This window comes from Flavilitoribacter nigricans DSM 23189 = NBRC 102662 (assembly GCF_002646595.1).
GTDB lineage: Bacteria > Bacteroidota > Bacteroidia > Chitinophagales > Saprospiraceae > Flavilitoribacter > Flavilitoribacter nigricans.
This window is the reverse complement of the sequence record NZ_PDUD01000069.1, coordinates 1-12713: the sequence shown is the minus strand read 5'-3', so window position 1 is coordinate 12713 and position 12713 is coordinate 1. Positions and strand designations below refer to the sequence as shown.

The 12713-nt window shown below is 39.6% G+C and carries 14 protein-coding genes; 9 read left to right on the top strand and 5 right to left on the bottom strand.

The genetic code is table 11. The features are described from left to right. Positions 1-11 precede the first annotated feature (11 nt). The 5 genes from CRP01_RS39670 to CRP01_RS39655 all read right to left on the bottom strand — a co-directional run bounded on the left by CRP01_RS39670 (position 12) and on the right by CRP01_RS39655 (position 4953). Positions 12-3164: a hypothetical protein gene (locus CRP01_RS39670; protein WP_099155662.1), complete on the bottom strand. Its 3153-nt coding sequence runs from the start codon at positions 3162-3164 to the stop codon at positions 12-14. A 257-nt stretch (positions 3165-3421) separates the two neighbouring features. Continuing rightward, entirely contained in the window at positions 3422-4036 is a 615-nt protein-coding gene (locus CRP01_RS39665; protein WP_099155661.1) for a hypothetical protein, read from the bottom strand. Between the two features lie 22 nt (positions 4037-4058). Beyond that, positions 4059-4205: a hypothetical protein gene (locus tag CRP01_RS42625; protein WP_170110743.1), complete on the bottom strand. Its 147-nt coding sequence runs from the start codon at positions 4203-4205 to the stop codon at positions 4059-4061. Positions 4206-4418: 213 nt separating this feature from the next. Then, positions 4419-4727, bottom strand: a complete 309-nt coding sequence (locus tag CRP01_RS39660; protein ID WP_099155660.1) for a type II toxin-antitoxin system RelE/ParE family toxin — start codon at positions 4725-4727, stop codon at positions 4419-4421. Next, positions 4711-4953 (bottom strand): addiction module protein, encoded by a 243-nt coding sequence (locus CRP01_RS39655; RefSeq protein WP_099155659.1) that lies wholly within the window; start codon positions 4951-4953, stop codon positions 4711-4713. The genes CRP01_RS39660 and CRP01_RS39655 overlap by 17 nt, the downstream gene beginning before the upstream one ends. 490 nt (positions 4954-5443) lie before the next feature. Between CRP01_RS39655 and CRP01_RS39650 the strand changes: the two genes are divergently transcribed. The 9 genes from CRP01_RS39650 (at position 5444) to CRP01_RS39610 (ending at position 12527) form a co-directional block, all read left to right on the top strand. Next, positions 5444-5905, top strand: a complete 462-nt coding sequence (locus CRP01_RS39650; protein WP_099155658.1) for a JAB domain-containing protein — start codon at positions 5444-5446, stop codon at positions 5903-5905. A 188-nt stretch (positions 5906-6093) separates the two neighbouring features. Continuing rightward, positions 6094-7014, top strand: a complete 921-nt coding sequence (locus CRP01_RS39645; protein ID WP_099155657.1) for an ArdC family protein — start codon at positions 6094-6096, stop codon at positions 7012-7014. A 387-nt stretch (positions 7015-7401) separates the two neighbouring features. Beyond that, positions 7402-8067, top strand: coding sequence for an AAA family ATPase (locus tag CRP01_RS39640; RefSeq protein ID WP_143473745.1), 666 nt, complete (start codon positions 7402-7404; stop codon positions 8065-8067). Continuing rightward, positions 8067-8345: a hypothetical protein gene (locus CRP01_RS39635; protein WP_099155655.1), complete on the top strand. Its 279-nt coding sequence runs from the start codon at positions 8067-8069 to the stop codon at positions 8343-8345. The genes CRP01_RS39640 and CRP01_RS39635 overlap by 1 nt, the downstream gene beginning before the upstream one ends. A 28-nt stretch (positions 8346-8373) precedes the next feature. Then, positions 8374-9297 carry a toprim domain-containing protein gene (locus CRP01_RS39630; RefSeq protein ID WP_099155654.1) on the top strand — a complete coding sequence of 308 codons (924 nt, stop codon included), beginning with the start codon at positions 8374-8376 and terminating at the stop codon, positions 9295-9297. Between the two features lie 280 nt (positions 9298-9577). Further along, positions 9578-10039: a hypothetical protein gene (locus CRP01_RS39625; protein WP_099155653.1), complete on the top strand. Its 462-nt coding sequence runs from the start codon at positions 9578-9580 to the stop codon at positions 10037-10039. Beyond that, entirely contained in the window at positions 10029-10931 is a 903-nt protein-coding gene (locus tag CRP01_RS39620; protein WP_099155652.1) for a Fe(II)-2OG oxygenase family protein, read from the top strand. Before CRP01_RS39625 ends, CRP01_RS39620 begins: the two co-directional genes overlap by 11 nt. A 2-nt stretch (positions 10932-10933) precedes the next feature. Continuing rightward, positions 10934-11593, top strand: coding sequence for a YdcF family protein (locus CRP01_RS39615; RefSeq protein WP_222845939.1), 660 nt, complete (start codon positions 10934-10936; stop codon positions 11591-11593). A 10-nt stretch (positions 11594-11603) separates the two neighbouring features. Beyond that, on the top strand, positions 11604-12527 hold the full coding sequence (locus tag CRP01_RS39610; RefSeq protein ID WP_143473744.1) for a hypothetical protein: 924 nt from the start codon (positions 11604-11606) through the stop codon (positions 12525-12527). The last annotated feature ends 186 nt before the right edge of the window (positions 12528-12713 follow it).

Here is a 12713-nt window from a genome sequence, read left to right as displayed (position 1 = left end):
CCTTAATTACATCACTTCAAGTTCTTGTACCACTCTAGCTTTTCAATCGCTCTATCTAACCAGTATATTGAAGGCTTTTCAATATCTTCTATTTTTTGCCCCCTAAAAACTTCCAATGTTTTTAATAAAGATTCTTTCAAAGAAATAATAATAAAATCGACTGTATTATCTTCACTTAAAGGTAAATACTTAGATCCGGCTGTCAGTTTTTTCAATTCAGGATATTTATTTTCCTTATATTTCTTAATCCTTTCGACATTCTTTGAATCTCTATCTAAAAGAATATATTCTATTAGTTGATAAACATCTAAGTCGTTTACAACCATATCATTATATGAGAGCATACACTCTGGCCTACCAGCTAAAATCGAATTCCGGAAAGTATATTGAAAAATTAGGCTTGCTCCTAGACCATTGAAATATGAGAAAATCGATTGTCCGCTATTATTACTAAATAGAGACCTTTTGAACTCTTTCAACAGGATTAATCTTTGCTCGTTAATGTAATCATTCACAAAGAACTCAAGGAATTCCAATATATTGATATTTTCTAAATCAATGCCTATATCCTTCTCAGAAACACCTTTTTGTGTCAAAAAGTCGGAAACCCGATCTTTCCAACTTTTTGCAGTTAGATCCGATTGGCTACTAAAAAAATCCCAACCATCACGAATTCTCATCTTGGTCTTAGGAAAGACGTGTCTAAAAATCAAATCACCATCTCCAATTCGAGAACTAACTCCATAATCTGTAACAAATGCATCTGGAGGAAAAACGGCCATGATTTTAGTCACGTAATATAATTTAAGTCCAGCAAAAAAGCCTCGATTAAATTTTATTTCTCTTATGTGAGAATGAATAACTTCATTTTTAGAGTAATTTTGTTTAATGTTATTAAAAACCTTTGATTTATCTACCCATTTTTCTTCTATCAATCCATAGAAATGAAGTATAATGAAATAGAATATACCCAATCTAGGATATTCATCGATATTCTGCATCACGTTCAATTTCAACACTTTCCCAACATCGGTTATAATAACCCCCTTATTCCAGTCATTTGATAAAGTTGCATTTTCTTCGTATGAGAAAAGAGTATCCTTAAATTTCAATTTATTCGATTTCGATAAGAAATAAGCGTAGCAAGGCAATCCCTTTGGTGCTATTTTGAATCCATCATCTTTTAACTCACTCCAACCTCTAGATTTTCTTTTTAAGTCTTTAGAATTCCATTCTAAGTCATTGAAAACCTTATCTAACTTAGCCCGTATTTCAAAAAGGAGTTTGTCAATATTTTCGGTCAGGAGTTTAATTTTCTCTTCAAATTTCTGATCCTCTAAAAAGAAAAGCATTGATTCTTTTGCCGCTTTTGCTTTATTCTCTAATTGTACCAATCTAGTATTATCATTATTTTGAGAATCTTTAAATAGAATTTTCCAAGAAATAATAGAATCGACAACATTATAAAAGGCTTCGGGATTTATAATGCTTTCGTAGCTTCCTAAATTTTTGGGAGTAGGAAAATAATAGGTATCTTGTAACAGACCTATTTTATTATAAAGATTTGGATAATACTTTGACCCATTATATGATGCCTTTACGTATTCTAATTCCCAATAATTATAGATGGAGTTTCGCAGAAGAGTTCCGTCAAGAGATTCAGTATTTGAGCTAGTAAATTCAGTGTTATTTAGGCTTTCAAGTGCCAATTCAGTTAATTTGTCAATATTCTCTTTATACGAAAACAACTGAAAGTCACTAAGTTGTTCTATGTCATTATCTGAATGCAAGCGTTCCAACGCATTGTTAGGAGATCTGTATAGTTTGTCTACAACAGTTTCTCGAACACTGTAAATTTTCGATTTGTGTTCGAATCGGGCAAAATCATTTATTTTTCGAATGTTTATAGTTATGACTTCTCTATTTATCAAAACTTCTTCATAAAGTTTTCGAATCTCTTCAAGAATTTCGTATTGATTGTTCTGAATCAATCTCAAAGAGCCTTTAATAGCTTCTAACTGATTCAATATCTCAGTTATACCCTTTACTATCAATTCTGTTACAGCATTAGAACCTCCTGCCCCAATACTAAATAATCTTGTGGCTAAACCAATTCCAACCGCCGTCCATCCAGCAGGTCCTAACGCTCCTACTGCTAGCAGATTATTTACTTCAAACCCTGTACCCACGAATGCATTAACAACTTGCGCATGCTTGGACTCAAAAATGCTATTCACAAATGAAGAGACAACTGGTTCCAAACTTTTAAATAGCATTGCTTCATCTCTAAGCTCAAGCATTGTTTCTTTTCTAGCCGCACTGAGTTTTTTGGTCATCTCAGTTTGTGCTTTCATACACTGCTCATAGAACTCAATTTTTTCTATCTCATTTAATGTCTTCCCTAACTCAAAATTTTGATTGATTATCAAGTCTTTAAGTTTATCGGAAAAAGCAGTCATGTAATTACCTGGAAAGTTAATAGAAAGAATTTCCTCTTTGGTTTCCGAGATTTTCTCCTGAGATACATTATTAGAAACCAGTAGTTCTTTTGATCTTTTTTGTATTTGGTAAAATAAATTATTATTTCTTTCAGCCAATGCTAGGGTCCGCAGCATTTTTTCCATTTCATATTTCAAAAACTCCTCTTTTTCCCATTCTGATGTCTTGAACGATGCTGTAGAGGTAAGGAGACTAGCAACGGTTACATAGGGATTCTTTGTAATTGTACTTAAAATTCCTAATCCATAAGAAGTATAGGTAGTTACATCATTAAGATATTTATAGAATTCTTCTTGAACTGTTTTGTTATTAACAAGTTCTTCTATTTGTTTTGCTGTTAATGGAACTCCATCTCTGTAAGGAATATAATCTAAATTCTCAAGATAGTTACTCTCCCAGTTTGGACTTATATTTGAGTTTTCACCTGGAAGACTCAAAAACTGTGTTCGCAGGAAATTATTAGTTTGTTTTTCTAATCCTTCTTTGGAGATACTTCTTAAAGTAAATGCATTAACATAATCAAGGAACCCTAATTCAAAAATATCATTTGGCTCTAAATTCTCATCCACATTTCTAATAAATTCAGCATTCTCTCGGAATTTGTAAATAAGATAACCAGCTATAGGAGTTGTAAGTACAAGAGTTATAAAGGTTTTTCTTTTCATAAATCTTATATTATAGAATGCTGTTATGGCAATGCTTTAGGCCAAAACTACAAACTGAAAAAATGGTGAAATTTAAAAGATAGAAAACAGAAGCTTTACGGAATCCAAAAACTAAACCTCATAAATTCAACTCCAATGATCTACACTCCATCTAATGTTTTCTATTGAGTAAAATAGGCCTGTAGATAAAATAAAACCTAATGCATGTAATATAAGTATTTCTGATCTAACATTATTAAGTTTTCAATCATAGATGTTTACTGGGGAGGTGTATTTTTAATAGTATTATTGTTTTGAATTACGGCAGCATCCAAATCTAACTCCGCCTGCACAGCTGCTCCCTTTCGCCTATACCCCTTCACAAAAGCCAATCGATCCCCATTAAACATAAACCTGATATTGACAAAAAAAACACCATCAGACGGACTACGGAATAGGAATTCCTTATTCAGAAGTTCCCGTAAACCTCGCTGATAAGTCCGCGTAGTCATCCCTGGAGCATGTTCCGACGCCGTGTAGTAACTCAACATAACCTTATCCTCACCTGGTTTCTCCTGAAGCTCGCGGTAGACGATTTCAAATAACGTAAGACCAGATTTACTCAGGCCAGCAGCCTGCTTTACCCCAGCGAGGAATAGCTTTACAAATTTCGTATTATCCACTTCTTCAAACTCATAGAATCCAGCACCTCCTACCGATATTATTTCTCCGGACCCAGAATCAACGATAAAGCCTCTCTGCTCATCTCCGTAATGCACCTTTTTTTTCTTGCTAATACAATTCGGATCGGGTACGCTCGGATTCACTTTATAGATGGGGACCCCTTGTTTTTTTCCAATGATTGCGGGGTTATTTTGACTTTTTTCCGACATAATTCGAACTCTTTTTTGGCAACTAACTGACAACACCTTGGCTGAATAGCGACAATAAGTCAATACTTTTTTGTCGGATCTGCGCCACATCTTGTCGCACCCGCGCCAGAAACTGTCGCATGCTTTCGGAGATTTCTGCGGGTTTGCGGTAGATCTCCTTCTTATACATAAAAAGGGGGAAATTTTATTCTCCAGGACTTATACATGCTGCTCGCGAAGCGTGCGCCCCATAACGCTGACGCAAGCGAGCGGGGTGGATAAGTCCATTACACAATGGGATTTTGTTCACAAGAAGTGTTGTAGCAATAAGGAGTTCGCTATCGCTCACAAAAAAATTTTGGCGCTGACGCGCTTTCGCTTTTGAAAAGAGAAATGAGTTTTCTTACGCTATTCGCCCTTCCCAATCTTCCGGATTCCGGCGTTCCATAAAGACCGAAATGATGTAGGCGGTATCCACTTTAAGTACAAACAGCACCGAACATTTGAAGGTAGAATAAAATCGTGCCCGGCGAAGTCCGGACGGATGGATGATGGGAAAAGATAATGGTCGATCGGCAATAGCTTCCTCGATCTGTTCGTAGAGATCCAAAAAGCGCATCGCCGTTGTAGGAGTCTCTTGCTCCAGGTAGTAGGTAACAACCTCGTCCAGGTCATTTTCGGCTTCCGCCGATATTTCAATGTTGCAGGCCATGCTTCCCGCGGATTCGGCTGAGGACTTCTTTAGCAGGAGTGAAGGTCATTTCGCCCTTCTCAAAAGCCTCCATACGTCGTTCCAGTTCGGCCTGTTGTTCGGGCGAAAGCTCCAGGGCAAAGTCTTCATCGGTTTCGATGATACTCTCCAGCAGGAAGTAGGCCAGCTCTTTCCGGCCTGCCTTATCCAACTTCAAACTTTCCGCCTTTAGTGATTCTACAGTCATAATATTATACAGTATAGCTTAACAAATATACTATATCCGGGGCTTTAATTCAATGCTCCATTTCCGGGACGCTGTTCACTTTCCCTCATATTCCCCTAAGCTGTCACGGTTTTCTCAAAAACTCGCCGCCAGCTCAGGCACCCAGGAACAATCGGCAAAGTGAGATGTGAGCTACAGTGCTACCTCACGCCTTGCCTGTTTCCCTTTTCCCGCCTGTAATTGCGTTTTTCCTCCCTTTTTTTGCTTCGGCAAGATACGCCCTGCCTCCATCGGAGTAAAGGACCGTAAACTTTCCGGACTGATTTTTCTCTGCAATAAAAATAACTCCTCCTTCCTTGACACCGTCTCCGGCTGTTCGTGATGCTGCCTTGCAAAAGGGAGGCAACCTCAATTACGTATCCGGCAGCAAAAGAAAAACTGCCCACGAGGTATCACCTCCGCTCCCGAATGAAGGGAGTTTCCTAATTAACAATCCGTAAAAATTACGAACATGACTTACAAGATCCCTACTCAGGTCACCGAAGTAAAGATGGTGTACTACAACAAGGTAAAAGCAGCCGACCGGCCACAAGTCAAAAGCTCTTTTGATGCTTACGAAATACTGGCCGCCAATTGGGACGAAGGGACCATTAACCTGTATGAAGAATTTTTCATCCTGTTGCTGGATCGAGCGAGCCGGGTAATGGGCCGTTATCCTGTATCACAGGGCGGCGTAGCCGGTACGGTAGTAGATGCCAAGATCATTTTTGCCGCCGCATTAAAATGCAGGGCCAGCAGCCTGATCTTAGCGCATAATCACCCATCGGGCCAGCTTCGCGCATCCCAGGCCGATATCGCCCTGACTAACAAACTGGTCAAAGCCGGCGAACTGCTTGACATTCTCGTACTGGATCACCTGATCCTGTCACCCGAAGGCGGCTACCTGTCTTTTGCCGACGAAGGAATGATCTAAAGATCTAAGGGGACGAACTCCCCAGCAGGCGGCAAGGGTATCCCAATTTTCCGCATTCATCAAAGATTCATTTGTGCAAACCGGGCAAGGTTAACCCTCCCCTTGCGCCTGCTCCCCCTTTATCTCTCGCCGAGAAGGCAGAACGGTTATGAACCGTTCATTATCAACTTATTAAAAAGGATAAAACCATGAGACAGCAGAAAAACACCACTAAAAAAGACCTCTATCAGGAGGTAACCAACAAAATGATCACGTTACTAGAAAAAGGCGTTAGCCCCTGGCGTTGTACCTGGAACCGCTACGGACTGGCCCGAAATTATGCCACCAAACACCAGTACACCGGCATAAATGCCATTTTAATGAACCTAACAGAACACCCAATTCCGTATTTCATGACCTTCAGACAGGCCAAAAATATGGGTGGCAAGATCCGGAAGGGATCTAAAGCCGAAACGGTCTATTTCTTCAAACCCTTATTCAAGGATCAGGAAGACAATTATGTGAGCTTGGATCAGGCCAAAGCTTTGAAAGGGATGGGCGAAGAGGTACAGATCATTCCGATGCTAAAATGCTTTAAGGTGTTCAATATTGCCGACATTGAAGACATCGAATTTGATATTCCAGAAGTAGAATTACAGGAACACGAACGCATAGTCAAATGTGAAGCCATTATCAAGAATGTACCCAACGCCCCGCAATACGTTTTTGAAGATGCTAATAAAGCCTATTACAACCCAATAGCCGATAAACTGAACATGCCAGATATCCGGCAGTTTACTACGGCGGAAGAATACTATGTGACTTTTTTCCACGAGCTGAGCCATTCCACTGGCCACAAATCCAGACTGGACCGGGAAGGGGTAATGGGCCTAAACCCGTTTGGCTCTGCCGGGTATAGCAAAGAAGAACTGCTGGCGGAAATGGGAGCTTCCTTCCTTGCGGCTCATGTAGGCATCAATTACGATGAGATTACCGAGAACAGCGCGGCCTATTTGCAGGGCTGGTTATCAGCGCTAAAGGCGGATAAAAAACTGATCTTCAAAGCCGCAGCGGAAGCACAAAAGGCAGTGGATTATATTTTGGCTATCCAAAGGAAATATGAGGACTAAAGCCAGGTATAGGACGGAGGAGCGCCGGCCTCCTCTGCTCCTTACCATATCATCAAATTAATGCTGTGCGTATTTCGCGCGCGGCCCGCCTGGTGGGCGGGCAATATCGGTATGCTCCGTTAATAAAACCTATTGTGCTTGTCGCTTTCCATAGCTTTTATTAACTCCGCAGATCCTTTTTTCCAAGAAAGGTAAACCTGATAGCAGTTTTTCCTTTCTACAGTTTGACCGTTTAGACTGATCGCAGTATGGCAGTCTTGCATTTTCCTTGTGTTGCCCGAAATCACCGAGATCATTTTTTCAACCTCTTTTCAGTTTCTCCTGCAAAAAGTATTTCCGTTCGGCAGTTCGTCAGTTTATACTACCAGTAACGAAGGAGAAAACTACATGATCATAGCAGTGACCAACCTAAAGGGCGGCGTCGGCAAATCTACTCTTAGCCGGAACCTGGCCGTTTACTTTGCCCGGCAAGGCGAAAAGACCTGTATCATCGATACCGACATCGAGCAGCGGACGACCTGTGATTGGCGCACCCGCCGGGAAGCCGGTACCGAGCCGCAAATTGATGTGTTTCCTATGTCCAGTACTGATGGATTGATCAACGACATTAAAACTCACCAGGGCAATGGCTACCGGGTGATCATCATTGATGGCGTACCCCAACTGGAAAAGGTCACTACCAAAATGATTCTACTGGCCAACTTCCTGATCATTCCGTTGACACCTTCCATCGATGACTTGAAAAGCTTTGAGCGCTTTCTCCGCAGATACGAGGACGCGAAAACGGTAAAGACAGAAATTCCCGCCTTCCTGATCCTCAACCGCTACAGTTGGAATGGGGAAGGCCATGAAGTAAAGGATGCTTTATCCTTGTTCGAAAAATACGGGATCACACCACTGGAACAGGTCATCCACGAAAGAGTGGCCCACAAGCGGAGCAGTAAATACGGTTTGACTGCCCTGGAGTGGGATGATCCAAAAGCAGAAGCGGAAGTCACTGCTTTTTGCCGGGAAATAGAAACCAAACTCATCGAAAAACTGGAGGTCGCATAATGTCCAAACGAGAAAAAAGAAGCATTACAGATCTGATTAACCAAGCCACTCCGGACGAGCACCAGGTGGAGGCCGCTGTCCACCAGATCCATCAGAATATAGCACAGCCGAAAAAAGAGAAAACCACCCGCGCCACAGTGGATATCCCGGTAAGTTTTCACAAAGAACTAAAGAAGCTACTCATCGATGAATCGATGGAACTCAAAACCTTTTGCCTACAGGCCATCCAGGAAAAGTATGAACGGCTGACCTCCGCTACTGACAAACGGCCAAACTGATGAACTGCCGGCAGTAGGAAAGGATAGCATGAACAGCGAACAGGCCAAAAAACTTTCACTTCCGGATATACTTTCTCGATTGGGTTATCAACCGGTTAGTATTCAAAAAGGCGGTTTTGAATATTGGTATTGCTCTCCTTTCCGGAAGGAAACAGAACCTTCTTTCCATACATCCTACCTGGGCGGAAAATGGATCTGGAATGACTTTGCTGATAGCGGCGGTACCGTGATCGATTTCATCCTACGATATGAAGGGTATACTCGCGTAAGTGATGCTTTACGGTTTTTGGATGACCTATATGGTAAGCACCCTATACAATTAATTCGAACACCAAGTAATGATCTTTTTTCTTTTCAACAGCCAGCCGAGCCGCAGGCGCGGCAATTGGAGTTTATCGAAGCCAAAGACATTGAAAATCTGGCGATCATCAAATACCTCACCCAAAAACGGATGATCTCGGAATCGCTGGCCAGAAAATATCTCAAAGAAGTGCACTACCGCAACCTGGTCAATGGGAAGGAATACTTTGCCTTTGGTATGGAAAACCGATCTGGTGGCTATGAGATCCGGGCGGCTTTGGATGATCATCCTTTTAAATCGGCATTGATCAAGCGGGATATCAGCATTATCCGGGGCTTTAAAAGTGGGAATGGTGTGGTTAACATATTTGAAGGGATGACGGATTTTCTGTCCTTGCTCACTATGATGAAAACGGATAACCTGGCTGGAGATTCGGTGGTGATGCATTCGCTTTCTTCTTATCAGAAGACTGTGGGTTTTATCAAAGAAGAAGGGTATACGGCTATTCATACTTATTTGGATAATAATCGATCTGGGAAGGACTGTAGTCAGCAGTTTATTGGGGACTTTGGGAAGTCGGTGTTTGATGAGAGTCGGATGTTTTTGCCGTTTGAGGATTTGAATGATATGCTTAGAGATAGACAATCTTAAAAGCGGGAAATTAGGTTAGTACGACATAATCTTAATAGGTTAAATACTGGTTAAAAATTCGTAAAATATTAAGAAAAAAGCATAAATGATTACCTCTTAATTACAGCTCAAGAGTAAAATTTGGGTAAATTAAGCACTATATGGGGATTGTGTTCTTAAAAATTTATGTACACTCACTGGAAAATAATACGAAATTGGAACTATATGTATGTATATGTACGTTGTGCTAATTAGCATCATTTCTATGTTTTGATGCTAATTAGAGAACAAGTCTATACAAATGGCAGAAAATAATAAGAGTAAACCTCCAGTTAGTGAGAATACTGAAGATTTTTCTTCTTTACCAAAAAAAGAAGATGCCGAAGTTGGATTACTAAACCTTTCTTTAGATGAGCTTTCATCAGAAATTATAGGAGAGTATCGCCACTCTGCTCCTGTAAAAATGCCAAATCGAGAAGAATTGACGGTTCGCCTAGTAAACATTTCCTTATTACAAAGACTTGATGAGTTGCGAGGAGATGTTACACTAATGCAAACTATTCTATGGACAATAATCGGTACTATTCTTGGTTTTGCAACAAGTCTTTTTGGTTCAGAGCAATCAATCGACCAAATCGATAAACGTTCTTGGTGGCTTTTTTTACTTCTCATAATTTTTGCTGGTGTATTCGGATACCTAACTCAAAGAGCGAATAAGCGAGCTGTCAAGTTACGTAATAAGCTATTTCAAGATGGAGAATAAAAAGGCCTATACAATTGACGTATCGCATTCGATTATAGATCATTTACTCGATACTTCGAAACAATTCCGGGTGAATAGCTGGGACTTTAAAGAGTGGCTTCATGGCGAAACGATTATCCAGAAAACAGGCATTTTGTCCAAAGAATTAGAAGTCTTTTTCGATTTATTTCACCGAATTCTAAGAGGTCAAGGATTTGTTATTATCAACCTTGCTTTTCTACTGGATAAGTACTCAGAGAGTGATGCTGCACCTATTTGTACTTATTTGCTAAGTACATTAGGATCTCCTTTTCGCGTTTTCAAAAAACATCCCGGCCATTGGCGTAAACTTGGGGTAGATTTAAAACGCCCGGCCAATAGGTCTGGCGGCGTTGGTATTAGCCCACTTCATTTAGATTTTGTAAATGCAGCTAATCCTCCAGATATTGTTTGTCTTTTGGCAATACGACATGATCCAGCTCTTGGAGGAAGATCTATAGTTTCTTCATTTGATGGAATAGAAAAAATGTTATCTCCAAAGCATGTACAAATTCTCAGCATGTCTAAATTTAGCGATGGTGTAGTAATTGAGCTAAACGGAATAGGCCAAGATATCAACCCTTTTCCAGTTCTTAATTTCAATTCCCTTTGGAAATATAGATTTACAGGAAACCTTTTATCATCGGAAGCTGACGAAGTGACTCAAAAAGCGTTAAGAGAAATGCTTCATATACTGGAATCACGCAAAATTACATTCTTATTGGAACGGGGGCAGATGCTGATTCTAAATCAGCATCGAGTCCTTCACGGAAGAGAACCTCTTGGCTATGGCCAAAAAGATATACCTGAGAACAAACGCAGATTACTCTTACAGTCATTTGTTCGAACAAATGACTTTTATAATTCTAATTAATTATGATGAGAGAGATAAAAGAAGATATCTTAAAAAATGCTCAAATATTATGGGACTACCACAACCTTGATTTTGCTTTAGAGGAAGCCGATTTCATCTTGGCTATGGGAAGCCATGATGAGAGAGTGGCAATTCATGCTGCTCAACTAGTACTCGATGGCTATGCTCCTCTATTGATCACATCCGGAGGCTTTGGAAAAGTAACAAAAAAAATATGGAATACTAGCGAAGGAAAGCATTTTGCTAACATTGCTGAAAAAATGGGAGTACCTAGAGAAAAAATTCTAGTAGAAGAAGAAGCTACCAATACAGGCGATAATGTTACAAAAAGTAAAGCTATTTTAGCTAGTCATGGGATTAATGTTGAAAAAGGAATTTTAGTTACCAAACCCTACATGTGTCGTAGGGCCTACGCAACAGCAGCAAAACAATGGCCTGAAATAGAATGGCTCGTTTCAGCACCTGAGTTAAGTTTTGGGGACTATCCTAACAGCGAGGTCCCCCTAGATCGAATGATCAATCTTATGGTTGGCGATTTACAAAGAATAAAAATTTATGCAGAAAAAGGTTTTCAAATTCCGCAAGAAATTCCTACGACTGTATGGAGGAGTTATGAAGCTTTGAAAAAAGCTGGATATGACACTTTTGTTATAGAGAATTAGCCCATGCGATATGGAACCGCGCAGTTTTATAAAGTTAAATAATGTAAACTTAAATATGCTAGCCAGTAGTGGCAGCAATACAATAGAAGTTTTTCTTTTTCTTGAGATAAAAAAACTAAAAAAATTGTACGAAAAAACAGGAGATCCATATCCTGTTTACTTAGCCGGACTTTCTATTGCCCAGGCAATTGAGCTTATACCAAAGGCTTCAAATTCTTTTCAATACTCTCGTCTACAATCCCTGTTAGCACAGATGCTTTTAGATCAAGGAAAAGATCAATATACTCTAACTTTGGCTTTAGAACATATATGTAAAGCAGTTGAAATCATATCAAGTTTAAATATGGTTTCCGAAGAACTAATAAAAGAGCATGTAAAGTTTGCCCTGTTTTTGGGCGTTATAAAGAAAGCGTTAGGAGAATATGACGAGTCTATAATGTTAATGCGAGAAAACGCCCTGCTTTTGACTAGCAAGAAGGGTGCTACTAAATTAGATCTAATTCCACTTGAAAGACAAGAAATCATCATGCATCAGTCTGTTAAAGGTCATCAAAAACTAATAAATGAGGCAAGTTTATATGTAAAAAATAAGCCTATTGAATATTATAGCACCATTAAACGCATCTTTGAATTCTTGATGAACACAGACCAATATCCAAAAGCAAAAGAACTTTTTTCTGAATACAGACGAGCATTCTCTTATATTTCAAGAAGATTACCTCCTCTTTCACATATCAGTTTTTTAAAAAATACAGGGCAATTCTATTCTGGAATTGGAGAAAACAAGAAAGCAAAAGTTATCCTCATCAACATCTTGAATGAAGCTAGAAAAAGGAACCTATTTGGTCAAGAAAGGCAGATCTTATACATGTTAGAAGAAATAGAAGCAGGAGAAAGAGCTGAGTTAATTACTTTTTTTGTAAAAAAAAATTGACCTTCTTTTGCTTCATTACATTCTTTTATAGACGTGGTTCCACCAATAGCTGGTTACTTCTGACTCCTAGTGTGCTCTTCCCAAATCGCGCAACCAAAAATAAGTAGAGAGTTATTTCAAAATTATCTAACTTTCAAAAAACTTATCAGATGCGTAAGAGTGATTTTACCGAATCTCAACGACTGG